This window comes from Haladaptatus sp. AB618, assembly GCF_024136965.1.
GTDB lineage: Archaea > Halobacteriota > Halobacteria > Halobacteriales > Haladaptataceae > Haladaptatus.
This window is the reverse complement of record NZ_JAMYJX010000002.1, coordinates 326,039-352,421: the sequence shown is the minus strand read 5'-3', so window position 1 is coordinate 352,421 and position 26,383 is coordinate 326,039. Positions and strand designations below refer to the sequence as shown.

General features: G+C 61.3%; 20 protein-coding genes. 11 read left to right on the top strand and 9 right to left on the bottom strand.

What is annotated here, in order from left to right; translation table 11 throughout:
• Window positions 1-56 precede the first annotated feature (56 nt).
• Both ppsA and NKF26_RS08620 read right to left on the bottom strand, forming a co-directional pair.
• Window positions 57-2,357, bottom strand: a complete 2,301-nt coding sequence (gene ppsA / locus NKF26_RS08625) for a phosphoenolpyruvate synthase (protein ID WP_253226651.1) — start codon at window positions 2,355-2,357, stop codon at window positions 57-59.
• 277 nt (window positions 2,358-2,634) lie between these two features.
• Window positions 2,635-3,666 carry a PhzF family phenazine biosynthesis protein gene (locus tag NKF26_RS08620; RefSeq protein WP_253226652.1) on the bottom strand — a complete coding sequence of 344 codons (1,032 nt, stop codon included), beginning with the start codon at window positions 3,664-3,666 and terminating at the stop codon, window positions 2,635-2,637.
• A gap of 138 nt (window positions 3,667-3,804) precedes the next feature.
• Between NKF26_RS08620 and NKF26_RS08615 the strand changes: the two genes are divergently transcribed.
• The 6 genes from NKF26_RS08615 to mtnP all read left to right on the top strand — a co-directional run bounded on the left by NKF26_RS08615 (window position 3,805) and on the right by mtnP (window position 9,550).
• Complete coding sequence (locus NKF26_RS08615; RefSeq protein ID WP_253226653.1) at window positions 3,805-4,527, top strand: phosphoglycerol geranylgeranyltransferase; 723 nt, start codon at window positions 3,805-3,807, stop codon at window positions 4,525-4,527.
• Window positions 4,528-4,700: 173 nt separating this feature from the next.
• Complete coding sequence (locus NKF26_RS08610; RefSeq protein WP_253234184.1) at window positions 4,701-5,660, top strand: ABC transporter ATP-binding protein; 960 nt, start codon at window positions 4,701-4,703, stop codon at window positions 5,658-5,660.
• Window positions 5,653-6,456: an ABC transporter permease subunit gene (locus NKF26_RS08605; protein WP_253226655.1), complete on the top strand. Its 804-nt coding sequence runs from the start codon at window positions 5,653-5,655 to the stop codon at window positions 6,454-6,456. The genes NKF26_RS08610 and NKF26_RS08605 overlap by 8 nt, the downstream gene beginning before the upstream one ends.
• Window positions 6,453-7,067 carry a TetR family transcriptional regulator gene (locus tag NKF26_RS08600; RefSeq protein WP_253226656.1) on the top strand — a complete coding sequence of 205 codons (615 nt, stop codon included), beginning with the start codon at window positions 6,453-6,455 and terminating at the stop codon, window positions 7,065-7,067. The genes NKF26_RS08605 and NKF26_RS08600 overlap by 4 nt, the downstream gene beginning before the upstream one ends.
• A 71-nt stretch (window positions 7,068-7,138) precedes the next feature.
• Entirely contained in the window at window positions 7,139-8,437 is a 1,299-nt protein-coding gene (gene aspS / locus NKF26_RS08595) for an aspartate--tRNA(Asn) ligase (RefSeq protein ID WP_253226657.1), read from the top strand.
• 261 nt (window positions 8,438-8,698) lie between these two features.
• The gene (mtnP, locus tag NKF26_RS08590; protein ID WP_253234183.1) at window positions 8,699-9,550 is read left to right on the top strand and encodes an S-methyl-5'-thioadenosine phosphorylase; all 852 of its coding nucleotides are present in this window, start codon (window positions 8,699-8,701) and stop codon (window positions 9,548-9,550) included.
• 45 nt (window positions 9,551-9,595) lie between these two features.
• On the opposite strand, the gene NKF26_RS08585 is transcribed toward mtnP, so the two are convergent.
• Both NKF26_RS08585 and NKF26_RS08580 read right to left on the bottom strand, forming a co-directional pair.
• Window positions 9,596-9,919, bottom strand: a complete 324-nt coding sequence (locus NKF26_RS08585; RefSeq protein ID WP_253226659.1) for a hypothetical protein — start codon at window positions 9,917-9,919, stop codon at window positions 9,596-9,598.
• A gap of 183 nt (window positions 9,920-10,102) precedes the next feature.
• Complete coding sequence (locus tag NKF26_RS08580; RefSeq protein ID WP_253226660.1) at window positions 10,103-11,536, bottom strand: sugar porter family MFS transporter; 1,434 nt, start codon at window positions 11,534-11,536, stop codon at window positions 10,103-10,105.
• 191 nt (window positions 11,537-11,727) lie between these two features.
• Here NKF26_RS08580 and NKF26_RS08575 point away from each other — a divergent pair, with 191 nt between their 5' ends.
• The gene (locus NKF26_RS08575; protein ID WP_253234182.1) at window positions 11,728-12,798 is read left to right on the top strand and encodes an alanine--glyoxylate aminotransferase family protein; all 1,071 of its coding nucleotides are present in this window, start codon (window positions 11,728-11,730) and stop codon (window positions 12,796-12,798) included.
• Window positions 12,799-12,809: 11 nt separating this feature from the next.
• Here the strand turns inward: NKF26_RS08575 and NKF26_RS08570 are convergent, their stop codons facing one another.
• The 3 genes from NKF26_RS08570 to NKF26_RS08560 are packed head-to-tail and all read right to left on the bottom strand — an operon-like array spanning window position 12,810 to window position 17,630.
• Entirely contained in the window at window positions 12,810-13,787 is a 978-nt protein-coding gene (locus tag NKF26_RS08570) for a segregation/condensation protein A (RefSeq protein WP_253234181.1), read from the bottom strand.
• The gene (smc, locus tag NKF26_RS08565; protein ID WP_253226663.1) at window positions 13,780-17,358 is read right to left on the bottom strand and encodes a chromosome segregation protein SMC; all 3,579 of its coding nucleotides are present in this window, start codon (window positions 17,356-17,358) and stop codon (window positions 13,780-13,782) included. Before smc ends, NKF26_RS08570 begins: the two co-directional genes overlap by 8 nt.
• A gap of 23 nt (window positions 17,359-17,381) precedes the next feature.
• Window positions 17,382-17,630 (bottom strand): hypothetical protein, encoded by a 249-nt coding sequence (locus NKF26_RS08560; protein ID WP_253234180.1) that lies wholly within the window; start codon window positions 17,628-17,630, stop codon window positions 17,382-17,384.
• A 242-nt stretch (window positions 17,631-17,872) separates the two neighbouring features.
• Between NKF26_RS08560 and NKF26_RS08555 the strand changes: the two genes are divergently transcribed.
• Window positions 17,873-19,057 carry an MFS transporter gene (locus tag NKF26_RS08555; protein ID WP_253226665.1) on the top strand — a complete coding sequence of 395 codons (1,185 nt, stop codon included), beginning with the start codon at window positions 17,873-17,875 and terminating at the stop codon, window positions 19,055-19,057.
• Between the two features lie 195 nt (window positions 19,058-19,252).
• Here the strand turns inward: NKF26_RS08555 and NKF26_RS08550 are convergent, their stop codons facing one another.
• On the bottom strand, window positions 19,253-20,872 hold the full coding sequence (locus NKF26_RS08550; RefSeq protein ID WP_253226666.1) for a BCCT family transporter: 1,620 nt from the start codon (window positions 20,870-20,872) through the stop codon (window positions 19,253-19,255).
• Window positions 20,873-21,284: 412 nt separating this feature from the next.
• Window positions 21,285-22,355 (bottom strand): TrmB family transcriptional regulator, encoded by a 1,071-nt coding sequence (locus tag NKF26_RS08545; protein WP_253234179.1) that lies wholly within the window; start codon window positions 22,353-22,355, stop codon window positions 21,285-21,287.
• 179 nt (window positions 22,356-22,534) lie between these two features.
• Between NKF26_RS08545 and gatB the strand changes: the two genes are divergently transcribed.
• The 3 genes from gatB (at window position 22,535) to NKF26_RS08530 (ending at window position 26,313) form a co-directional block, all read left to right on the top strand.
• Window positions 22,535-24,052 (top strand): Asp-tRNA(Asn)/Glu-tRNA(Gln) amidotransferase subunit GatB, encoded by a 1,518-nt coding sequence (gatB, locus tag NKF26_RS08540; RefSeq protein ID WP_253226668.1) that lies wholly within the window; start codon window positions 22,535-22,537, stop codon window positions 24,050-24,052.
• A 181-nt stretch (window positions 24,053-24,233) separates the two neighbouring features.
• Complete coding sequence (locus NKF26_RS08535; protein ID WP_253226669.1) at window positions 24,234-25,172, top strand: DedA family protein; 939 nt, start codon at window positions 24,234-24,236, stop codon at window positions 25,170-25,172.
• A gap of 55 nt (window positions 25,173-25,227) precedes the next feature.
• Window positions 25,228-26,313: a flippase-like domain-containing protein gene (locus NKF26_RS08530; protein WP_253226670.1), complete on the top strand. Its 1,086-nt coding sequence runs from the start codon at window positions 25,228-25,230 to the stop codon at window positions 26,311-26,313.
• The last annotated feature ends 70 nt before the right edge of the window (window positions 26,314-26,383 follow it).

Sequence of the window (26,383 nt, the reverse complement as noted above, 5' to 3'; positions counted from 1 at the left end):
GTTGAGACTGAAAACAGCGGAAGACGACCGAAAACGACCGAAAAACGAAATTCGCGTTACCGAACCGAATCCAGCATCAGTTTCTGCTCGACGCGTTTGACCTCGTGTTGTACGTCGCGCACGGCGTCGATGTTCGCCGAGATGGACGAGACGCCGCGGTTGACGAGGAAGCGCACCATCTCCGGTTTCGATCCGGCCTGTCCGCAGATGCTCGTGTTGATGTCGTGTTCGCGGCAGCAATCGATGGTCTGGCCGATGAGTTGGAGGACGGCGGGGTGGAGTTCGTCGAACCGATTGGCGACGTTCTCGTTGTTCCGGTCCACCGCGAGGGTGTACTGGGTGAGGTCGTTCGTGCCGAAACTGGCGAACTTGATGCCCGCGTTCGCCATCTCCTCGATCTGGAGCGCACTGGCTGGCGTCTCTATCATCACGCCCCACGCACGCTTGTCGGGGTCGATGCCCGTGTCGGCCATCAACCTGCGGGCGCGGTACACGTCCTCCGCGTCGTTGACGAGCGGGAACATGATCTGGACGTTGTCGTAGCCCATCTGATACAGTTCGTGGAAGGCGTCGAGTTCGTGTTGGAAGACGCCGGGCTTGTCGAGGCTTCGGCGGATGCCGCGCCAGCCGAGCATCGGGTTGTGCTCGTTGGGTTCGCTCTCGCCGCCCTGGAGTTGTTTGAACTCGTCGGTCGGTGCGTCGAGCGTGCGAACGCGGACTGGCCGGGGATAGAACTCCTCGGCGACGCCGCGGATTCCCTCCACGATTTCGTCCACGTAGGCGTCGACGCCGTGGTCCTCGATGTAGCGCTCCGGCGTCTTGTTGGTCGAGAGGATCATGTGCTCCATCCGGAGCAGGCCGACGCCGTCGGCACCCGTCGCGGCGGCGCGTTCGGCGGCCTCGGGAATGGAGACGTTCACCTTGACTTCCGTCGCCGTCATCGGTTTGACGGGCGTCTTCGGTCGGGCGTCCTCGATGGGTTCGCGTTGTGCTTCGCGCTCGCGTTGTCGCTCCGGTTCGCCCTCCCGGACGGTCCCCTTGTCGCCGTCCAGCGTGACCATCTGGCCGTCTTCGAGGGAGTCGGTCGCGTTCGAACAGCCGACGACCGCCGGGACGCCGAGTTCACGCGAGACGATGGCGGCGTGACTGGTCATCCCGCCTTCGTCCGTGATGATACCCGCGGCGCGCTTCATCGCGGGCACCATGTCGGGCGTCGTCATCTCCGTGACGATGATGTCGCCGTCGCCGACCTTGTCGAGTTGGTCGAGTTTCGAGACGATTCGCACCGCGCCGCTGGCGATACCGGGACTGGCACCGAGACCGTCCACGAGGATTTCGTGGCTTTCGGTCGCTTGGGCGGCCCCACTGCCGTCGGCGACGCCTTCGGATCCCTCGGTTTCGATGGCCCCGCCTTCGTTGATCGTCGTTATCGGCCGCGACTGGAGCATGAAGACCTCCCCGTCCACGATGGCCCACTCCACGTCCTGCGGGGTACCGTAGTGGTCCTCGACTTCCTCGCCGAGTTCGATGAGGCGGTCGATGTCGGCTTCCGTGAGGACGCGGGCGTTCCGTTTGTCGTCGGGAACGCTTCGCTCGACGGTCTCGCCGGTGTCCACGTCCTTCGTGTGCATCACCTTCTTGTCGGCGATGGTGATGTCCTCGGCCGCGCCGGTCTCGCGGTCGATGACGTAGTTGTCCGGGGAGACCGACCCCGAGACGACCGCTTCGCCGAGACCCCACGCGGCCTCGATGATGATCTTCGCGTCGCCGGTCGATGGGTGGCTGGTGAACATGACGCCGCTCTTTTGGGCGTCCACCATGCGCTGGACGACGACGGCAATGTCCACTTTGCGGTGGTCGAAGTCCTTCTCCTGTCGATAGTAGATGGCTCGCTGGGTGAACAGCGACGCCCAGCATTCTTTCACCCGTTCGACCAGGTCGTCGCGGGTGATGTTGAGAAACGTCTCCTGTTGGCCCGCGAACGATGCGTCCGGGAGGTCCTCGGCCGTCGCGGAGGAGCGAACGGCGACGAACGCCTTTCCGTCGTCCAGTCCGTCGTAGGCGGCGAGAATTCCTTCGCGCATATCGTCGGGAATCTCGGTACCGAGAATGAGTTCCTCCGCCCGCGATTCGGCAGCCGCCAGTGCAGAAGAATCCTCGGTATCGACGTCGACGGCCTCGAACAACTCCTCGTCGATTCCGGTTTCCTCGATGAACCGACGGTAGGTCTTGGCGGTCACGACGAATCCCGGGGGAACGGGGAGGTCCGCGCCCGTGAGTTCACCGAGCGAGGCACCTTTGCCACCGACCAGTTCGAGGTCGTTTGCACTGATTTCATCCAGCCAGAGTACAACCATTGCGTATGGGGGGGAACAAGCAGATAGATTAAGAATGTTCCGACCGAGGCGCTGAAGGAAAGTAACTCACAATCGAATATGGATTTCGAAAGCCAGGCAAAACAGCGTCCGAATCACCCATTATTTCAGAATTAGCTCGCATAATTTACCGACATCCTCACGACGACTGACGACGCCACGCGTCCTGTCGTAGTCGACGAGCCCGACATCCGCCAGTTTCGGCAGGTGGTGATGATACAGCGAGGATTCGATGGACTCACGTTTTCAAGATCGGTCGTTACGCCTCGATGATATCGTCGTCCTCGGCGTCCGGAACGACCAAATCACCGTCCAGTGCCGTCGCCGCCCGCCCGCCGACCCGCACCGCTTCGTCGTCAACCCGCACGCGCACGTAGCCCGGCCGGTCCACGAAGTGGCCCTGTTCCAATCGCAGTTCGTCGGGGAATCCGTCGGATTTCTCGTTCCCGTTCTCCTTCCCGTCCCCGCTTTCGTTCCCGTTCTCCTTCCCGTCCCCGCTTTCGTTCTCGTTCTCCTTCCCGTCCCCGCTTTCGTTCTCGTTCTCCTCCCCGTCCTCGTCCTCGAACGCACCGAACGCCCGCAGATACGCGCCGACCGACCCGCTCGCCGTTCCGGTGACGGGGTCCTCCGGAATCCCGACGGCAGGGGCGAACATCCGTCCGTGGAGCGTCGATTCCGCCTCGACGGCGTCGAAGGTGAGGACGTAGATTCCCATGGCCCCGACTTCCTCGCCGATTTCTACGAGGGCATCCATGTCGGGGTCCGCACTGCCGACGTGTGAGAGGAAGTTGACCGGGACCACGAGAACCGGGAAACCGGTCGAGGAGACCGCCAGCGGGAGGTCTTCGCCCACGTCGCGGAGCGCCGCCGGGTCGATACCCAGCGCGTCGCCCAGTCGGTCGTACTCCAGGTCGACGCTCTCGACTTCGGGGTCGTCTTGGGTCATCCAGACCGTGCCATCGTCCGTTACGTCGATGTCCAACACGCCGACGTTCGTCTCCAGCGTGTGCGTCCCCGGTTCGATATCCCCCGCTTCGAACAGGTGGACGTGCGATGCGATGGTCGCGTGTCCACAGAGGTCGACTTCCGTCGTCGGCGTGAAGTACCGGACCCGACGGTCGGCCTCCTCGCTTTCGACGAAAAACGCCGTCTCGCTGACGGACAGTTCTCGGGCGATGGCTTGCATCTGGTCGGCCGATAAGTCGTCCGCCGCCGGAACCACCCCGGCCGCGTTTCCGGACAGCGGTTCGTCCGTAAACGCATCCACCAGCAAGGTTCGACAGGTGTGCATGTTCTGTCAGTGGGGACGGGGTGCTGTTTAAGCCTCGGGTCATCACCCTCTCGGTTCTCGATTACGGTCGCAGGTAGCTAGTCAGACACGAAATGTCGTTCCGAAGCTGTTTTAGCCGGGAGTTCTGAAAGGCATCCTATGACTGCGCCTTGGGACGACTGGAACCATATAACCAAGCTCGACCCCGACAAGAGCCTCGCGGGCGACGATACGTTTGCCGACGTGTGTGCGACCGGTACCGACGCGCTTGAGATCGGTGGAACGCTCGATATCACGGCGGAGAAGATGCAACGAGTCATCGACGCCTGTTCCGAGTACGACGTGCCGCTCTATCAGGAACCGAGCAACCCTGCCGTCGTCGTGGACAGCGATGCGCTGGACGGCTACCTCGTTCCGACCGTGCTGAACACGCGGGACGTCGCGTGGATCGCCGGACTGCACAAGGAGTGGGTTCGGATGTCGGAGATCGATTGGTCCAAAACCCACACCGAGGGATACATCATACTGAACCCGGAGGCGAGCGTCGCCCAGTACACCGATGCGAACTGCGACCAAACGCCCGAAGACGTGGCGGCCTACGCCGAACTCGCCGAACGAATGCTCGGCCAACAGATAATCTACATCGAGTGTTCCGGTATGTTCGGCGACCCGGAGACCGTGAGGATGGCACAGGAAGCGTTGGACGAGGCGACGCTGTTCTACGGCGGCGGCATTCACGACTACGAATCGGCGAACACGATGGCCCAATACGCCGATACGGTCGTCGTCGGCGACCTCGTTCACGACCAAGGTGCGGACGCGGTCCGCGAGACGGTCAAGGGCGCACGGGACGCCAAAAAGGCGCGCGCGGAATCGGCGTAAGCCGGAATCTATCGGCAGTAGTTTTTCCTCCAACTGGTTCGAATCGATCGTGAGCTATTGGCTAGCCTAGTTGCCGTTTATCGTTCCGAGAGCAACTGGGACAACAAAATCCCCCGCTCAAAAATATGTGAAGCAAATATTCATATATTCATAGTTCCAATATGCAGGGGACTATGACCGCACTCGAAACAACTGGGTTGACGAAATACTACGGCGAGACGCGGGGAATCGAAGACCTCTCGCTCGCCGTGACCGAGGGCGAAGTGTTCGGCTACCTCGGGCCGAACGGGGCCGGGAAGACGACGACGATTCGAACGCTCCTCGGATTCATCGCCCCGACCGGCGGGGACGCGACCGTACTGGGGTACGACGTTCGGGACGAGCGCGCGCTCATCGAGGCGAAGCGGCACATCGGCTACCTTCCAAGCGACCCGGGATTCGACGAGGACGCGACCGGAACCGAATTCCTCGACTATCAGGCGTCGCTGAAGGGCGACGACCGACGGGAGGAGTTACTCGAACTGTTCGACGCGCCGGTCGAGCGGAAGATCGAGGAGTTCTCGCGAGGGAACAAACAGAAACTCGCCATCGTCTCGGCGTTCATGCACGACCCCGACCTGGTCATCATGGACGAACCGACCTCGGGTCTCGACCCGCTGATGCAGGAGCGGTTTTACGACTTCCTCGACGACGAACAGGAGCGAGGTGTAACGATCTTCTTCTCCAGTCACGTCCTGAGCGAGGTTCGGAAGGTGTGTGACCGCGTCGGCATCATCCGCGACGGGAAACTCGTGACGACCGAGGACGTGGAGACGCTGCTCGACAGGAGCGGGAAACGCGTGCGGATGCGAACGTCGGACCCGATCGACCGCGAGGATTTCGACATCGACGGCGTCCACGACCTCACCCTCGACGGTGCGGTGCAGTTCACCTTCACCGGCGAGTACGACACCCTGCTCGACCACCTTTCGCGGTACCACATCGTGGACGTCGATATCGAGGAAGCGCCGCTCGACGAGGTGTTCATGCGGTTCTACGGCGACGAGATTGCTGGAAGCGAGCACGAAGATGGGGTAACTACCGACGTGGCGGACGACGTTCCCGTCAGCGACGGAGGTAAAAGCCATGTTTGAAATCACGCGCTACGAATCCTCGCGGCGGGTCAAGGGGACGATCGCACTGGCGGTCCTGATGAGCCTGATGGCGGTGCTGTACGCCGCCCTCTTCCCGTCCATCAAATCCTCCGGCGCGAGCATCGATACCTACTGGAACAACCTGCCACCCGCGATGAAGGCGGCGTTCGGTGCGAGCGGCGGCGGGTTCTCGTTGACGACGATGTCGGGATTCCTCGCCATCGAGATGTACCAGTTCTTCTGGCTGCTCCTGCTCGGCATCTACGTCGCGTACATCGCCGGAAACCTCATCGCTGGCGACGTGGAACGCGACCGAATGGACATCCTGCTCGCCACGCCGATTTCGCGCTCGAAGGTGCTGGTCGAGAAGTTCCTCTCCATCGTGCCGGTCATACTCGTCCTCAACGTCGTCGTCGGCGTGGTCGTGTACGCGAGCGTCGTCGCCATCGGCGAGTCGGTGTCGCTCGCCGATTTGGCCGTGGTTCACCTGCTCTCGATTCCGTACCTGCTCGCGTGCGGCGCGATCGGACTGCTCCTCTCCGTGCTGTTCGACCGCGCGGACATCGCCCAGCGAGGAGGACTCGGTGCCGTGTTCGTCCTGTTCCTGCTCAATTCGGTGGGCGAGTCGGCGGACATGGGCTGGATCGGTGCCCTCAGCCCGATGCACTACTACGACCCGACGGCGATCCTGGTCTCCGGGAACTACGACTGGGCGGGCGCTGGAATCCTGCTCGTCGGCACCGCCGCACTGGTGCTCGTCAGCCGCGCGGTCTTCCAGCGGAGGGACATCGCGTGAAAGGGTTCAGCGACACCGAACGCGACCGAATTCGAGAGGAGTTGCTGGAGACGGGGGCCGAACTGTTCGCACAGTACGGCCTACAGAAGACGACCATCGCGGACCTCACCGGCCCGGTCGGCATCGCCAACGGCACGTTCTACCAGTTCTTCGACTCCAAGGAGCGACTGTATCTCGAAGTTCTACAACGGGAGGGGGACGTGGTAGCCGACGAAATCGTCGCCAACTCGTTCGAAGTCGAAGACGACCCCGAATCAGCGATTCGGCGCTTCATGACACTGCTCGCCGAGGAGATGGAGGAGAACCCGCTGTTCATGCAGTTGGTCGCTGGCGACGAGTTAGATAGAGTGATACGAGCGATAGACGAGTTCTCGGAGGAGGAGATGGAATCGTTGCGCGGGGAGTCGTTTGCACACATGCTTCCGTACATCGAAACGTGGCAATCGGAGGGTCGTCTCCGAGAAGGTGACCCGTTCGTTATCGGCGGCATGTTCGGAATGGTGGAGTACCTGACCATGTACCGCGAACAGATCGGGGAGGAGTACTACCCCGCCATGCGCGACATGCTCATCGAGACGATCGCCGCCGGGTTGACGTGCACGACGGACTAACACGTCCGAATCGGACGCTTCCGTGAAGCGAAACGAACGCGTTTAAGCCCGTCCCGGGTGAATTGCGGCGTATGCAGAACCGAACCTACACCGCGGATGCCGAACCCGGCGACACCGTCACGGTGGCTGGCTGGGTTCACGAGATCCGCGATCTCGGTGGAATCGCGTTCCTCATCGTCCGCGACACGACGGGGAAGATCCAGGTCAAGTTCGAGAAAGAGGACATGGACGAGGACCTCGTCGAGACCGGCCTCGGCGTCAACCGCGAGAGCGTCGTGAAGATCACGGGCGACGTGAAGGAGGAACCCCGCGCGCCGACGGACGTCGAAATCGTCCCGACGGACGTGGCAGTCATCGCGGAAGCGGAACCCGAACTCCCGCTCGACCCCAGCGGCAAGGTCGACGCCGACCTCTCGACTCGTCTCGACAACCGAACGCTCGACGCGCGCAAGCCCGAGGTTGAAGCCGTCTTCAAGATCCGCGGCGAGGTGCTCCGTGCCGTGCGCGAGAAGTTCAGCGAACTCGGTTGTAGCGAAATCAACACGCCGAAAATCGTGGCGACGGGGACGGAAGGCGGAACGGAGCTGTTCCCCATCACCTACTTCGGCGAGGAAGCGTTCATGAACCAGTCGCCCCAGCTGTTCAAACAGCTCATGGTCGGCTCCGGACTGGAGCGCGTGTTCGAAATCGGCCCCATCTTCCGCGCCGAGGAACACAACACGCCCCGACACCTGAACGAGGCGACCAGCATCGACTTCGAGAGCGCCTTCTACGACCACCACGAAGCGATGGACGCCTGTGAAGCGGTCGTCAAGGCCGCCTACGAGGGCGTCGCCGAGAACTGCGGGGACGAACTCGACGCGCTCGACATCGAGTTCGAAGTCCCCGAAGGCGAGTTCCCGCGACTCACCTACGAGGAGGCCATCGAGCGAATCAACGCCACGGGGGCGCTAGACGAGATGCTCGTCTGGGGCGACGACCTCCCGACCGAGGGTGAGAAGGCGCTCGGCGAGGACGTCGGCAGCCACTACTTCATCACCGACTGGCCCAGCGAGATCAAGCCGTTCTACATCATGGACCAGGACGAGGACGACGAGCTTTCGACCGGTTTCGACATGATGCACCCGCGCATGGAACTGGTTTCGGGCGGGCAGCGTGAACACCGCTACGACCGCCTCGTCGAAGGGTTCGAACAGCAGGGCCTCGACCCCGAAGCGTTCGACTACTACACGAAGATGTTCAAATACGGCATGCCCCCGCACGCCGGGTGGGGCCTCGGCGGCGAGCGCCTCGTCATGACCATGCTCGATCTGGACAACATTCGTGAGGCCGTTCTCTTCCCGCGAGACCGCCAACGTCTGAGCCCATAGGCGAAGACGGTGCGAGATCGAGCGGATTTTTCTTCGTTTTCGTTGCGAGAATAGAGCGACCGTCGTCGTTTGCTGGGGGACGAACTTGGTGTTGTGATTTCAGTCAGTACGAAGAAGGCCCGACCGCGTTGGTAATTGAATAGATGAACAACGATTCAACTATCTGTCGCTCGAAATCGAGTCCACGAACCCCAAAACCAGCCAGTCGTGGCGTAACACGAACCCGTGTCGTTTAGGTGCGTACCGCGACGAGTACCGGTCATGATTGGCTTCATCGGCGGAAGCGGAATTTACGACGCACTGCCCCTCGAAAACACGCGGGAAGAGGAAGTGACGACTCCCTTCGGCGAACCGAGCGCGCCGGTCACCATCGGCGAAATCGCCGGGAAGGAAGTCGCGTTCCTGCCGCGACACGGCCCGAAACACCAGAAGACGCCGACGGAAGCGCCGTACCGGGCGAACATCTACGCGCTGAAGGAGTTGGGCGTGGAGCGGATCCTGGCGAGCAACGCCGTCGGGAGCCTCCGCGAGGAACTGCCGCCCCAGACGCTCGTGATTCCTGATCAGATCTTCGACCGCACGAAACACCGAACGCCGACGTTCTTCGGCGACGGCATGGTCGTCCACATGCCATTCGCCGACCCGTACTGCCCGCACATGGTCTCGCACCTCTCGGACGCGAGCGCCGAGGCGACGGACGCGGACCACCACTCCGGCGGCACGTACGTCTGTATCGAAGGCCCGCAGTACTCGACGCGCGCCGAGAGCGAGTTCTACCGCGCACAGGGCTTCGAGATCATCGGCATGACGGCGATTCCGGAGGCGAAACTCGCCCGCGAGGCCGAGATGTGTTACGCGACAGTGGCGGGCGTCACGGACTACGACGTGTGGAAGGAGGACAGCGAAGTCACGCTGGAGGAAGTGCTCGACAACGCCGCGAAGAACGAGGACGCCATCAAGGAGGTCGTCGAACACGCGATTCGGTCGATGCCGGACGAGCGCGAGTGTGACTGTACCCACGCGCTCGAAGGCACGGTCAACACCCCGACGGAAGCGATTCCGGAAGAAACGCGGGAAGAAGTCGATCTGCTGGCGGGACAGTATCTCGACTGAGTCGGTCAGGTCGGTTCCCAGTCCCGTTCAGTCCAGTCAGTTCAGTCAGTTCAGTTCGGGTTCCCGTTCCTCGTTCCGATTTTGCTGACTGGAGAATTTCGCCTCGGAAGTCTCGTCGAGACAGGACGAACAGTAGTCGTTTTCTCCCCCGTCGATCGTCCAGAGCGGAACGCCGAACAGCACCGCCTGTTTCGTGTACGTCCGTCGCTGTCCGGTCTCGACGGTCGAATCACAGACGCTACAGTCGGTCCCTTCGTCCACCGGTTCCGTGTCCACTCGACGTTCGATACCGACCGTAGAGCGCGGATACTGGACGAGATTCGAATCGAGCACGAAAAATATGAGGGTGAAATAGAGTCCCAGCAGCACCAGGTTTGGGACCGGCCAATCCATCCCGAAAAAGAGGTATGCCAGCAGTATGGGGACGCCGATTTTTCTCACGGCCCGGCGGATACGGGCAACCAGCGTCGAAGGGGAGACATCCCGTGAAAATGAGTTGTGCTGACAGTTAATCGTTCACATGATCCGACACGAGTTCGGAGCCGATGAGCCTCAATCGGCGTTCTCGGCCGTTTCCCCGCTCGCGTCGGCGTACTTCCCGCTCGTGCCGCCGCGCAGATCGGCTTCGATCTCTTCGAGCGAGCGGCCCTTCGTCTCCGGAACCTTCCAGTAGACGAACAGCAGGGAGAACAGGCTCAAGACGGCGTACAGCCCGAACGTCCCCGTCTGTCCGATGCCGCCGAACTCGACACCGGAGAACGTCCCGCCGTTGATGAGCGTGAGGAACGTCAGCGAGACGAGGAGGTTCGCGGCCCAGTTGGCGACGGTGACGACGCCCATGGCCGATCCACGGACTTGAAGCGGGTAGATTTCGGAGATGAGCAACCAGAACACCGGTCCCATTCCGATGGCGAAAAAGCCGACGTAGAACATGAGGCTTCCCACGGCGGCCCAGCCGACGACACCCGACAGGCCGGGGAGGAAGAACACGGCGCTCAACCCGCCGAGCGCGAGCACCATTCCGGTCAGTCCGACGAGCAGGAGCGGACGACGGCCGACGCGGTCGACGAGGAGCACCGCACAGATCGTCGCGCCGACGTTGACCAGCCCGACGCCGACGGTGGCGAGCAGGGATGCGGACGCCCCGAATCCGGTCGACTTGAAGATGGTCGGCGCGTAGTAGATGACGGTGTTGATACCGGTCACTTGCTGAAGGACGGCGAGACCGACGCCCACGATGAGCGCTGGACGAATCCAGGATTCGAGCAGGGTCGAGGCGTCGTTCTCTTCGACCTGAGCCGTCTCCTCTATGTTCTCGATTTCCTCCTCGATACGATCCTCCGAACGTGTTCGTGAGAGGACCGACCGGGCTTCGTCCAGACGTCCGTTCTCGACCAACCAACGCGGACTCTCCGGCATGAAGAGCATCCCGAGCGCGAGCGCCGCCGCCGGAACGACGCCGGACCCGAGCATCCAGCGCCAACCGCCCGGTCCCTTGAAAACGTAGTTGACGAGATACGCGAGCAGGATACCGGACGTCACCGCGAGTTGGTTGAGCGAGACCAGCGACCCACGGATTTTCGGCGGCGCGATTTCGGAGTTGTAGAGCGGTCCGACCATCGATGCGACCCCGATAGCGAACCCGACCACGAGACGCCCGACCACGAGCGCTGGCACGTTGGGTGCGAACGCCATCACGACCGATCCGACGAAGAACACGCACGCTCCGGCGACCATGAGCCGTCGTCGTCCCAATCGGTCCGCCAACCGCCCACCGGCGGCCGCTCCGACTATCGCGCCGACGAGCGTGGCGCTGACGATGATTTCCTGCATGAGATGGGTGAGACCGAAACTGTTGTCGATGTACAACAGCGCTCCCGAGATGACGCCCGTATCGAAGCCGAACAACAACCCGTTCAGCGCCGCGATCGCGGCGGTTATGTAGATAAATCGATTCGTTCCGGTATCTTTAGTAGCGTTTTCCAAGACGAGTGCCTCCTGTCTGGATGTCCCTGACGAATAACTACATTCTTTTTGCTTACGAGTGAGAGGTTAGATAATAATTATAAACATCGTTAATTCTGTTCGGGAGGTGAATATTGTCGCACATCTGCATAACCGGACGCCGGTCCGTGAAACGGGAACGGTTTATCCGACCGCGAACGCAGAGGAACCATATGGACGAGAACACGCTCACAATGACGCCGGGTCCGACTGCGGTCCCCGAGGACGTTCGGGAAGCGATGGCGAAACCGGCGATGAACCCCGACGTAAATCCCGAGTTCGAGTCGTACTACGAAACCCTCCTCGACAAACTGGCGCGCGTGTACGGCACGGACGACGACATGGTCGTCCTCGGCGGCGAAGGAATCCTCGGTCTGGAAACCGCCGTCGAGTCACTGGTCGCGCCGGGTGACGACGTGCTCTGTCTCGCCAACGGCCTGTACGGCGACGGCTTCGCCGATTTCGTCGAGATGGCCGGTGGCAACCCGGTCGTCCACGATATCGACTACACCGAGGCGTTCGATCCCGACCACGTCGCCGAACTCGTCGAATCCGGCGAGTTCGCCACCGCGACGATGGTGCACTGCGAGACGCCGACCGGCCTGCTGAACGATTTCGACGAAATTCTCCAAACGCTCCAAGATGCGGGCGTCCTCACCATCGTCGATGCCGTCTCGTCGCTCGGCGGGACGGCTGTCCCGGTCGAGAACATCGACGTCTGTCTCGGCGCGTCCCAGAAGTGTTTCAGTTCACCGCCCGGCCTGACCACCATGTCGGTCAGCGACGCCGCGTGGGAGAAAGTCGAGGCGACTGAACAGGACGGTTTCTACACCAGTTTGGCTCCGTGGCAGGACGCGGATTTCTCGTTCCTCCCGTACACCCATCTCGTCTCGAACCTCTACGCGCTGGAGGCGTCGCTCGACCGAATTCTGGACGAGGGCAGGGAGAACGTCTTCGCGCGGCACGAATCCGCGGCCGACCTGTGCCGGAAACGGGGCGAGGAACTCGGACTCTCCCCCTTCCCCGGTTCCGAGTCCTTGTGCTCGCCCACCGTCACCGCCTTCGAAATCGAGGGGCAGGCGACGGACGTACAGCGACAGTTGTACGACGACCACGATATCCTCGTGACGACCGGACTCGGAGACCTGGAGGACGACATCCTCCGCGTCGGGCACATGGGCTACAACGCGACGGAGACGAACGTCGAAACGACGATGGACGCGCTCGAATCCGTGCTCGATTGAGCGAGCACCGATCAATCAGCTAGCAGTTCCGGCGGTTCTTCATCCTCGGCATCGCGGGCGTCCTGCACCCAGAGGTCGCCGAACAGGTCGTCCTGGTCGAGCATGAGCGTCCCACGGTGGGCCAAAAACAGCAGGGCGAGATACGTCATCACGCGCGTCGAACCGACCATCTCTATTTCCGCGTACAGCACTTCCGTCCGTCCCGCTTCGTACTGGTCGAACAGCGCCTCCCGCACGTCCTCGATGACCGTCTCGATGTGCTCGTCGTGGGTCGTCCCCGTCACCTCCGACTCCGTCGGTTCGTCGTCGAACCGCATGTCGTCGCCCGAGTGGTAATCGAGGGTTTGGGTTCCCCGCCGGAAGCCCTGCGGCGAATCGCTGGTGTCGTACGTCCGTGATTCCTTCCACCACGACCCGCGTTCGTGCTCGCGCAGGTCGCGCACGAGTTCGTCCAGCGTCTCCGGCGTTCCGCGGGCACTCTTCCGGTCGAGACGACGCTCCATCTCGTCTTCGAGCGACGCGATGGGGTCGAAACCGTCCGACTCGTCCATCGCCATCGGCGCTTCCCACGGTTCCAGTTCCTCCTCCTCGGGTTCGTCGTCCGCGAGGAGCGCGTCGCTCTTCATCCGCAGGAGCACGCTGGCGTAAAACAGCGCCCGGCCGGACGTTCGGAGGTCCGTCCCGTCCAACCGTGCGAGGAACTTGTCGGTCACGTCCACGATGTCGATGTCCCACGGTTCGATTTCGCCCTCCTCCGCCAATTGAACGAGGAGTTCGACCGGTTCGACTTCGTCGTCATCGAAGTCACTGGGGTCGTCGGGTTTCAGGTCCGAAAGCATCCCCGACTCGTCCCGCTCCCGGTCCCGGTCCTCGTGACCGGTGATGTTCAGCGGGATGTCGTCGTTTTCGTTTCGATTCTCCTCCGGAGAATCGCCGCTCACGGCGTTGCCGTTCGCGTCTGGAGATTCCTCTGGAATCTCCTCAGTCATCCGCAGGCACCTCCTGCTCCCCGTCCAACCGAATACCCGTCACGCTGCTCACGTTGTCGCCCTGCATCGTCACCCCGATTGCGCGCTCCGAACGGTCGAGCATCGCGGAGCGATGCGAGACCACGACGAACTGGGCGTCGCCCGCGAGTTCGTCCACCATCTCGCCCACGCGTTCGGCGTTCACGGCGTCGAGGAAGGCGTCCACCTCGTCCAGCGCGTAGAACGGCGCGGGGTTGTAGCGTTGGATGGCGAAGATGAACGCCAGCGCGGTCAACGACTTCTCCCCGCCGCTCATCGCGTCGAGACGCTGGACGGGTTTGTCGGCCGGTTGTGCCTTCATCGTCAGGCCGCCGTCGAACGGGTCGTCCTCGTCTTCGAGGAACAGTTCGCCCGACCCGGCCGACAGGCGCGTGAAGATGTCTTGGAAGTGTTCGTCGATGGCGTCGAACGCCTCCATAAACGTCTCCTTCTTCTGGGCTTCGTAGGAGTCGATGCGCTCCCGGATGCCGTCCCGCTCCTCCACCAGCGTTGCCTTGCGCTCCTTGAGGTCGTCCAACTCGTCGTCGACTTCGTCGTACTCGTCGATGGCGAGCATGTTGACGGGTTCGAGCGCCTCCATCGCCCGGGTGAGTCGGTCGATGTTCTCCTGCACCTCGTCGTGATCCGGCACGTCCTCGGGGTCGTACTCGCCGACCTCCTCACGGAGTTCGGCGACCTCCTCTTCGAGGCGATTTGCGCTTCGTTGGAGGCTTTCGAGGCGGTTCTCGACGGCTTCGACCTTCGACTGCTGTGAGTCGCGCTCGGACTTCGCCTCCTGCAGTTCCTCCTTCTGCTCGGCGCGCTCCTCCTTGAGTTCGGAGAGTTCCTCTTCGAGTTCGGAGACCGCTTCGCGCTTCGCTTCGAGGGTTTCTTCTTTCTCCTCGATGTCCGCTTCGAATTCCGCGATGCGCTCTTCCTGCTCTGCCTTGCGATTCTGCGCGGATTCCACGTCGTCGTGGAGGTCGTCGATGGCGTCCTCAGCGTACTGTTTTTCGAGTTGCAGTTCGTTGAGTTTGCCGTCGAGCGAATCCATCCGGTCGGAAAGCGAATCGATTTCGGCCTGTACCTCGTCGGCCTGGCTGGTCAACTCCGGAATCTGCGAATCCGCGAGTTCGCTCTCCAACTCCGAGATGTCGTCCTCGATGTCCGCGATGGTCTCGTCGTGAGCGGTCACCTCGGCGTCGAGTTCCTCCATACGCGCGGTTACGTCCTCGCGTTCCTCCTGTAGGTCATCGATCTCCGACTGGAGCGAACCGATGCGCTCCTCGATGGATTCGAGTTCGGATTCCTTCTGCTCGATGTCGTTCTCGATGGTTCGGACCTGGTCGGTTGCGTCCGTCTGCCGGTCGCGGGCGTCGTCCAACCGCTCTTCGACGTCGTTGATCGAACTCCGGATGGACTGGCGTTCGTCCTCCAACTCGTTGATTTTCCGTGCCACGCGCTCGATCTTCCCCTTTCCGGAGGCCGAAAAGGAGTACCGCGACCCGCTGGTCGAACCGCCTGTCATCGCCCCGCTCTTCTCCACGAGTTCGCCCGAGAGCGTGACGAGGCGGAAGTCGCCCATCAGGTCGCGGGCCGTCTCCATGTCCTCCACGACGAGCGTGTCGCCGACGACGTAGGAGAACACCGACGCGTACTGCGAATCGAAGTCGATGAGGTTGTACGCGAAATCGACCACCCCTGGCGTGTTCGGCACGGATGGAAGACGGCGCTTGTTCATCTTCGAAATCGGCAGGAACGTCGCCCGTCCGGCGTTTCGCTGTTTCAGGTACTCGATACAGCGCTGCCCGACGCTGTCGTCGTCGACGACGACCTGCGCCAGTCGGCCACCGGCGGCCGTCTCACACGCCGTCGCGTACTGCTGGTCCACGCTGCCGAGTTGGGCCACCGCCCCGTGAACGCCGTCCTGCCCGCTGTTCAGAATCGTGGAGACGGCGCGGCCGAACGAGGAATCACCGCTCTCGTTCGCCCGTGCGTCGAGTTTCGCGTACTCCTGCTGTTTCGACTGGATTTTCCCCTCGACCGAATCCAAATCCGACTGGAGTTCGGACTTTTCGTCCTTGAGGTCCGACACCACGTCCTCTATCTGCCCGGCGTTCCGTTCGGCCTTCGTCAGTTCGTCGGCCAAATCGCCGAGTTCGGTTTCGAGTTGGGGGATTCGGTCGCGCGCTTCGGCGAGTTCGTTCTGTTTCTCGTTGACCGCGTCGGAACGCCGTCGCGCCTCGTCTAGTAATCGATCCTTCTCGCGCTGGCGCTCGTTCTTCTCGCTCTTCTCGGCTTCGAGCGCGTCCTTCTTCTCGGCGAGGTCGGCTTTCACCTCGTCGTACTCGGTGTCGACGTTCTCGATCTCCTCCTCGATCTCGGCGAGTTTCGACTCCTTCGTGCCGATCTCACCCTTGACCGAGGCCTTCTCGATTTTGATGTCGCGGATGTCGCCGTTCAGTTCGTCGACCGTCTCCTGCTTGCGGTCGATCTCCACGAACGCCTGTCGTCTTCGGCTTTCCGCATCCGAAATCTTCTCCTCGGCCGTCTCGGTTTTGTCTTCGAGGCGGGAGATATCGCCTTTGACCTCCTCGATCTCGCTCTTGATGGCGAGTTGTTCGTCCTCGCCCTTGCGCTCGATCTCGGCGTTGAGTTCCTCCAACTTGTCTTCCAGTCGGACGACTTTGCCCTGCTTTTCGTCCAAATCGCGCTGGAGGGTGACGAGTTCCTCCTTTCGGGAGTCGATGTCCGCGCGAGTGGCGTCCAAATCCGACTGCTTCTCCTCCAACTCGGCGGCCTTCAGATAGCCCTCGTACTCCTCTTTTTCCTCCCGAAGCCCCTGATATTCGAGCGCCGTCTCGCGCTCGTCGCGCAGTTGGTCGAGGCGGTCCTCCTTCTCCTCGATCCTGAGTTCGGCCTCCTCGACGCGGTCCTTGACCACTTCGAGTTCCTCCAAGGCGGCGTCCCGTTTCGCGTCGAACTCCGCCACTCCGGCGATTTCGTCGATGATTTCGCGCCGCTCGTACGGCGTCATGTTGATGATGCCGGTCACGTCGCCCTGCATGACGACGTTGTACCCCTCCGGCGTCACGCCCGCTTGCGCGAGCAAATCCTGAATGTCCGAGAGGTTGACCGAGCGACCGTTCAGATAGTAGTACGAATAGTAGTTGTCCTCGGTCTGCTTGACCCGCCGCTTGATGGTGATTTCGTCTACGTCACCGACGTTGTCGGTTCCGGCGGCGTTGACGACCTGTGCCCGGTCGAGGGTTCCGTCGGAGTTGTCGAGAATCACTTCGACCGAGGCTTCGAGCGGTCCGTTGCTCGTCCCCTCGTCTCCATCGTGGCCGGGATTGTAAATGAGGTCGGTCAGTTTCTCGGCGCGGATACCCCGCGTTCGGGCCAACCCGAGCGCGAAGAGCACGCTGTCGATGATGTTACTCTTGCCGGAGCCGTTCGGGCCGGTAACGACGGTGAAATCCTCGTAAAACGGGATTTCGGTCTTCCGGCCGAAGCTCTTGAACTTGTCGAGGACGAGCGTCTTGATGTGCATGGATTGCTCGTGGGGGGGAGCTCCTACGCGACGATGATATCGTCACCGGATTCGGATCCGGAGGACTCCTCGTTGTCTGTTTCGTCCTTAGACTCGTCTGATTTAGCCTCTTCGGCCTGCGACGATTCCTCCTCCTCCGCTTCCCGTGCCTGCTCCAGTTCGCGGATACGCTGGTTTGCGTCCACGAGTTCCTCCGTCAGGCCGCGAATCGTCGCTTCCAGTTCCTCCATCCGCGATTCGAGCGAACCGATCCGGTCGCGCTGGCTAGTCATAATAACGTATGCGTGATGGTTTCACTATAAATGTGCGTCAGACAAATGTAAGAAATCCGGTCGTTATTCGTCGCGGTTGACTATCATTTACCGTCCCGTTCACTGCCGAATATGTGGAATAAGTGTCAGAAAGGGAGAGAAGCCGGAAAATATTCTCGTCTGGATCCAAGCGCGCGATTTACAACAGGTATTGTTATAATATCTGACAAGTCTTATAGCCACGGGTCATCAATCCCCATTCGATGGGCCTTCCAAGCGACATCTCGGAGACACCTCGCCGTGCCCGCATCGCCGATTCCATCGTGTTCGGTGTGCTGGGTATCGTTTTTGCGACGTGGGCGGTTCGGATTCCAGCGGTTCGATCCAAGATCGGAGCATCGTCAGGCGACATCGGACTCGCACTCCTCGGATTGGCGTGTGGGAGCATCGTCGGATTGGTCGCGGGCGGATGGCTCGTCTCTCATCACGGCGGCAGACGGATAATCCGGATCGGACTCCCCGTGTACTGCCTGTCGCTCCTCTCGATTACGCTCGCCAACAGACTCGACGTCCTCGTCACCACGCTCGTCGTTTTCGGGGTCGGAAAGGGGTTGACCGACGTCGCCGCGAACGCCCAAGGGATGCGTATCGAACACGGTTACTCGGGACAGATAATGGGCAGTTTTCACGCGCTGTTCAGCGGCGGCGGGTTGGTCGGTGCGGGTATCGGCGCAGTCGCAACGACGCTCGGACTCTCGGTTCGAACGCACTTCCTGATCGTCGGCCTCGCCTTGCTCGCCGGTGGACTCGCCGCGAGTGCCTGGCTCCTCCCGAAGAACGGCGACTCCGGCGCAGAACCCTCTTTCTCCCTCCCATCTCGAAAGCTCGCCGGGTTTTGCGCCATCGGGTTCTGTGCGCTCTTTATCGAGGGCGTCGGAAACGATTGGAGCGCCGTGTTCCTCAAGAGCAGCGTGGGTACCACTGCAACCGTTGCCGCACTGGGATTCGGCGCGTTCTCCCTCACGATGATGCTCGGTCGATTCCTCTCCGACTACATCGTCGTGCGACTCGGCTCACAGCGGTTCATTCGAACCACTGCCATCGTCGCCGCCCTCGGTCTCGCGTTGACGCTCGTCGCCCAAACGATCGTTTCGCTGGTCGGCTTGGCGTTGCTCGGTTTCGGCCTCGCCGGTCTCATGCCCGTCGCGATGAGCATGGCGGGGAATTACGACCCCGAGGCACCGGCCGAACCGGCGATTGCCGCCGTTTCGACGACCGGTTACGGCGGGTTCGCCATCGGACCGGTCATCATCGGCGTCATCGCCGACGCGACGACGTTACGGACCGCGTTGGTTCCGGCCCTGATTCTCGCCCTCCTCGTGGCGGTCTTCACCGGAATCCTTCCGACGGTTTCCCACCTCTCCCACGAACGGGAAACATCGACGTGACATCTCCTTCCGCTGATGACGGAGGTATCCTGATCGTCGAGATAGGAGGTATGGTGACTTCCCGTTCTCCCAACTTCCCATCCCTCCAACTTCCTGCCCTTTCAGTACGATTCGGCCGCTCTCGCGGCCGAACTGGAAAACTTCGAGTGTACCGGCTAGACGATCACAATGTGCCAGCGATGGAACGATACCGATTCAGTCGTCGGAGTCGGGGGCTTGCCTTGCGCGTTGCTGAACCGTCGACTGCATCGGTGCGGTTTCGATGTCATCGGTATCGTCGATGTCGTCCTCGGTAAGGATGGGGAATTCTCGTTCGAATTCGAGAAGCATGCCGACCATAGTGACAGCACAGAGGATAGCAGTCGGCAACCCGACGAGGATGGTAAACGACTGGAGAACGGGCATACCGCCAGCGAGGCTCAGTGAGACGGTGAGAAGCACCATCATCAATCCCCAGATGACGCGGTTGAGTGAGGACGGCGATTCGTCGCCTTTCACGATGACCATGGCGATGCTGAGCGTAGAGGAGTCCAAAGTGGTGATAAGGAAGCTGATGACGAGTGCCAGTAAAATGGCCGAGAACACGCCGGGGTACGGGAAGAGTTGTTCAAACAGTGCGAATCCGACAGCTTCGAGGCCCGATTTCGAGTAGATGCCGAGTAGGTCTGTGGCACCCGAGGTCTGTAGCAGGAGCGCGGAGCCGCCGGTAGCGACGTACCAGGGGACGGTAAGCCCAAACGAACCGAAGAGCCCCGCGAAGACGAGTTGGCGGAGCGTCCGCCCTTGGGAGATACGCGCCATGAAGATACCGACCATCGGTGCGAACGTGAGCCACCACGGCCAGAAGAACAGCGTCCAAGAGCCGAGCCAGTCGGTGGCCTTCGGGCTATAGTAGAGGCTCATGCCGACGAAGTCGGTCACGTACCCGGAGAGCGCTTCCGTACCGAGGTTGACCAGCGATGCGGGCTGGCTAAACACGAACGTGACGGCCATCAGTCCGAGTAGCAACACGATGTTGAGGTCGGCGAATCGACGGATACCCTTCTCAATTCCGGTAACGACGGAGAGTAAGAACAAGGCACCGACCAGCAGGATAAGCCCGATACGGCCAGTGTCGCCGAGATGGATGCCCCACTTGTATCCGAGGCCAGCCGTGAACTGGCTGATGCCGAGGCCGAAGGAGACGGTGATGCCGCTGATGGTGATGATGACGACCATCGCGTCAACCAGTTTAGCGACCCAGCCGCCTACGTTATCGGCACCGACGAACGGGGCGAGAATGATAGCGGGTCGGAACGACGTATCCTTCCGATAGACGAAGTACGAGATGGAGACGGCGAATACAAGGTAGGTGGCCCACGCGGACATGCCATAGTGGAAGATGGCATACTGGAGTGCGTCGACCATCCGCGCCCACGTACCGACATGGGAACTGAAGTACGGCGGCCGAGTGTTGTAGTGGACGAGCGGTTCGACCGGCCCCCAAAATTCCAGCCCACCCGACGAGAGACCAGCAGTAAACGTCAATACGAGGTACTGCCAGAACGAGAAATCGGGTTCGGTGTCCGGTCCGCCGAGTTTGATACGTCCCCACGGGCTGAACAGGATGTACAGTATGAAGACGAACGAGAGGAACACGACTAAAAGGTAGAACCATCCGAGATTGGAGATGATAAACGTATTCGCAGTCGCCAGTTTTGACGCAGCGGCATCTGGCCACGCGACGATGCTAACGATGATTCCGATCAGGGGAACGAGTGAAAGTGCGAATATGAACGGATCGGATTCGCGCCGGAACTCCTCGATTGCAGTCATGAATGACGCAGTATACGGTCGTTCACAACGGATTCCAGTTTTGCGCCGTTCTCGGGTACGTTCTTGTCGGAGTGAGATCGAACTTCGCTGATTGCGTGCATCTGGACGCTGTTCAATGTTTAGGCAAGGAAGTATCTGTTGACTCTAAATAATTCCACCCGGCTATTGGTTCGAATCTGGTATCGTATTTATCATTCTTTCTGGATATACTGTCCGAAAGTCGGCGAGCCCGGACCGTCTGGTAGAAACTCGAAGTGCGTGGCATTGACCTCCGTTTTTCGGGGCGGAATGCTACGCTCCGAGTGCGGTGATTCACTCACGCTGGATTGTCACCCACCGTACCAACTGCACCACCCACCGAAAAGCGTGAATCCGCCTTGGAGCCTCCATACTTCCGGTTGGAAGACGACGATCAGGGGCCGTCGATTCGTTCGACGGTAAACCGTTTCGCGGCGATGTCCTCCCTCTCGGCTCCCCGTCCGCCGATCGTGTATCGTTTCTCCTCCGTTTGGAAGTGAATCGTCGCTTCCGCGGCCAGTTCTATGAGCGAAGCGGGCGTCCCTCCCGTTCTGGTACCGGTATATTCCACGTCAACGAACTGCCCCGAGAGCGTGCAATCTCGCCCCGTTCTCACCAACTCCCCTTCGACGCGTCCGAATATCTCGGCTCCATCGTCCAGAAGGGGCTCTATCCCGCGAATACAGTCCGTTATCTCCACGAACGAGTACGGAGGCCGTTCGTTGCGTCCGTCGTATATCGTCTCGTACACCTCCCAGAGTCGCGTCAGGTAGTACCAGTGGAACACGTACGTCGTCGTGTAGTCGTCCACGAGCACGCCGTACTCCCGTGAGCTGTTCGTCGCGTAGCAGGCGCGCTGGCGGTCGACCAACAGGAGGAACGGTCCGGCGAGGTCACGTCGGCGGACTTCGGTACACACTCCCTCGAACTCCGAACGGTCGAACGGGAGTTCGTCGTCGGGCGGGAGGTGGAGCGAGAGTTGAACGTACACGCCGCGTTCGTGGGCATCCCGCAACAGCGGTTGGAGCGTGGTGAACTGATCGGCGGTAACCGCCAGTTGGATGTGCTCGTTCGCCATCCCGATCGATTCACGAGCGTGGTCCAACACCGTTCGAAATCGCTGGACGAGACTCACGTCACCTTCCCGCACTTCGGGTGCTTGGTATCGCGTCTCGATTTCGTCGATGGCGAATTCGTACCGCTCGATTGCCGTCTTGAGCCCTGACAGGGCTTCTGACGGGTGGGTTGCTTGGGCGTATAGTCGGTCGCGCTCGTAGACGGTAACGTAGCCCTCGTCGTCCAGCGTCCGAAGCACGTCGTAGATTCGCGGTTGTGGCACTCCGCTCATCGACGCGATTTCGCTCGCCGACGCCGATCCGAGTTCGAGCAGCGTGACGTACGCATCCGCCTGATATGGGGAGAGACCTGCCTCTTCGAGCACGGCATTCAGTTCGGTCGGTTCCATCTTACCGACGGATTCGACCTCGACCCACTTAGAGAGGGGATTATCACCGGTACCTTGCCTGCAAGCGTGCCGATCACTCGCTCGACAACGGAACTCCCGAACCCCGTCAAAGACGGGAAATCGTCGTGGCTCGGCACGTCCCGCAGGATTTTAACACTCACCCGACCAACCAGTGAGCAATGACTGCTCAGGCTGTCCAAGAGGGCGAACTCGTGGCCGTCATCGGCCTCGAAATCCACGTCCAACTGGAGACGGACACGAAGATCTTCTGCGGGTGTTCGACCGATCAAGACGACGCCGAACCGAACACCTACACGTGCCCGGTCTGTCTCGGACTGCCGGGAGCGCTCCCGGTATTGAACGAGGCGGCCGTCGAATACGCCGTCAAGGTCGGCAAGGCCATCGACGCCGATATCCCCGAAGAGACGACCTTCCACCGGAAGAACTACTTCTACCCCGACCTCCCGAAGGGATTCCAGATCACCCAGTACGACGCGCCGATCTGTCAGGACGGCACGCTGGAGTTCAGCTTCGAGGGCGACACCCGAGCCGTCGGCATTCACCGCGCCCACCTCGAAGAGGACCCCGGGAGCCTCCGTCACGTTCGTGATGGAACCGGGGACATCGAAACCCGTACCGTCGGCATCGACCGCGCCGACTACACGCTCGTCAACTACAACCGTGCCGGGACGCCGTTGATGGAAATCGTCACGGAACCCGATTTCCGCGAACCCGGCGAAGTCGTCTCGTTCCTCGAAAAACTGGAGGAAGTGCTCGAATACCTCGGCGCGTTCGACTCCACCCGAGACGGCAGCCTGCGTATCGACGCGAACCTCTCCATCATCCCGACCGAGGACGTGAACGACGACGGATCGATCTCCGACGAGGTGCTCGCGGACGCCAACCGAACCGAGGTCAAGAACATCTCCAGCCACAAGGGCGCGGAAAGCGCACTCGCGTACGAGGAGAGCCGTCAGAGGAACCTCATCCGGCGCGGGAAGGCGATCGAACAGGAGACTCGCCACTTCAACGAGACGCACGGCTCGACCGTCTCGATGCGTTCCAAGGAAGCCGAGAAAGATTACCGCTACTTCCGCGAGGAGGACTTGCCGCCGTTGCAGGTCAGCGACTGGAAGCAGAAGCTCGAAATCCCGGAACTCCCCGACGCTCGCCGCGAACGGTTCCGCGAGGAGTACGGCCTGAACAAGGAGGCCGCCAGCAAGCTAACGTCGAGCAAGCAGGTCGCGGACTTCTACGAGGACGTTGCGGAGGAGTTCGACCCCGACCTCGCGGCGGCGTGGGTCGCCGACAGTCTCCTCGGCGAACTCAACTACCGCGACATGGAAATCACGGATGTCGAGGAACGACTCGGCGAGTTCAAGGACCTCATCCGTCTCGTGGCAGAGGACGAGATTACGGCCAAGAACGCGGAAGAGACGGTTCTCCGCGAGATGCTGGACGAGGGCGACGACCCGGAGACCGTCATCGACCGCGAGGGTCTCGGCAAGGCCGACTCGGGCGAAGTCGAGCAAGCCGTCGAAGAAGCAATCGAGGAGAACCCTGACACAGTGGAGGACTACCACGCAGGCGAAGGCGGCGCTATCAACTTCCTCGTCGGGCAGGTCATGCAGAAGACCGGCGGCAGTGCCGACCCCGGAAGCGTGAACGGCATGCTCCGCGAGCGACTGGACGAATAGGGACGAACAGGCGGCAGAATCGACCGCGAGGGGCGTGCCACACACCAGCCTCGACCCAATCGCGGCAGTCGGTTAGGGCATACCGCCGTTTGGTCGCGTTTTTGGACTTAAATCTACGGATGATTTTGGCGTGGGGTGTGACGGCCATGGACACTAATCCCGTTCCAGTCGTGGGTGTGCTATGGCTGATCCCGTGGGAACCACGAACTCGTTCATCCAGCAGTACGGCCTGCTCGCGGTGTTCATCTACATGTTCCTCGAATCGGGGCTGCTGTTGCATTTCGTGCCGAGCGAGGTCGTCCTGCCGTTTGCGGCCGCGCTGTTGGTTCACGGACCGGTCGGCTTCGTCGTGTTCGTCGCCGTGGCGACGGCCGGCGGAACTGCGGGAAGCGTTTTCGTCTACTACGTGTTCGGGCGTGGTGGCGAGTACGTGCTGGAACGATACGGGACGTATCTCCATCTGACTCCGGCGGATCTCGAACGCGGGCGGCGTGTCTTCCATCGGTGGGGTGAGGGAACCGTCTTTTTCTGTCGATTTCTTCCCGTTCTCCGGGCGCTCATCAGTATTCCTGCGGGAATCGCGGAGATGGACGTTCGCCGATTCGTGCTCTACACGGCCTCTGGAACCGCCGTGTTCGTGGCTGCGCTGACGTACCTGGCGTACGCCGGAACGCAAGCAGGGACCCCCGTTCATCGAGCGCTCGCGGCACTCGTTGCAGTTCTGACGCTGGACGTGCAGTACGTGCGGAGTCACTTTCCCGTGGTTCTGGTGGGGGTCGTGGCGTCGGTCGTCGTACTCGTCGTCGTTTGGACCCACCGCGAGTGGATTCGCGCGAATCCACTCGCCGCGAAAGCGGCGTTGCTCCGTGTCGTCGGTATCGTCGGGACCGTCCTCGGGTTGTTGTTCATCACGAGCGCGATGAGCGTTCCCGTGGCCGCTTATTCGCTCGTCACGTGGATTTGGGACGATCCTCGGTTTTTCGTAACCTCCCTCGGGCTCTCCCCCCAGGGAGCGCTGGTCGTGACCGGCGTGGGGGTGCTGTTCGTGACCCTCGTCGTCTACGAGGGTGGAAAGCGGATTCCGGTGGACGTGGTGTCCCGGATTGGTGCACGGGACTGAACATGTTCCCCAAATCGTGATACCATTCTTACCGGTACGGGTCGTTCACCGGTGTGTGGATGAATCGGGTCGGATTCGAAACGAACGGGTGGAACAGGGAGATGGGGAGATGGATGCAAGAGGCGCGCAGTTGAACGTTCGGTCGGTGGTTCTCGGCCTTCTCGCGTCGCTCGTCGTGATCGTCGTCATCGTCTCGCTCGTGGGTGCCTCGTCGGTCGTGGCCGCCTTCAAGGCCGCGAGGCCGAGCGCTATCTTCGCCATCGTCGTTGCCGTGGCCTGCTGGCAGGTCGCGTGGAGTTCGGCGTTGCACGTCGTCCTGTCGCTGCTGGAGTATCCACAGTCACGTCCTCGGACGATGCTGATCTATCTGAGCATCGTCTTCGCCAACAGCATCACCCCGTTCGCACAGGCCGGGGCGGAACCCCTCGCCGCGTTGTTCGTCTCGCGGGCGACGGATGCGGAGTACGAAACGGGGCTGTCAGCCGTCGTGAGCGTCGATACGATCAATTTCCTCCCCTCCATCGGTTTTGCGATGCTCGGGTTCGCGTACTTTACCGTTCGAGCGACGCTCAATCCACGGCTCAAACTCGCACTGGTGTTGTTCCTGGTCGTCGCCCTCGTGGTCGCCGTGGTCGCGGTGTTCGCGTGGCGGTCGAGGGAGACGCTCGCGGCATCGCTCGTGAGTGGGTTGTCTCGGTTGGGAGCGTTCCTCAGCCGGAAAACGCCGCTGAACGTCGACGTTCCGGAGCAAGAACTCGAACGACGGGTGACGCTGTTTCTCTCGAATTTGGAGCAGATCGCACGGACACCTCATCGACTCGCCGTCGGACTGTTCTTCTCGGCGGTGGGCTGGTTCTTTCTGGCGGTTTGCCTTTGGCTCTCGCTCTACTCGCTCGGCTACGCGATTCCGGTCGAAGCACCGCTGTTCATCGTCCCATTGGCGATGACGGCGAGTGTGACGCCGCTCCCCGGCGGCTTTGGCGGTATCGATGCCGCGTACATCCTGTTACTCGTGAGCCTGACGAACGTTCCGCTTCCGGTGATCACGGCGGCGCTTCTCGTCTTCCGAGCGGGAACCTATCTGCTTCCGGTCATCGCCGGTGGGGCTGCCGTGACGATGCTGGAGGCGAACCGACGGTGAACGGATGTCTATGGAAAACACATCAGCTCTCCAGAAGAGTATAGTTATCTATCAATTATATTGATGGTCT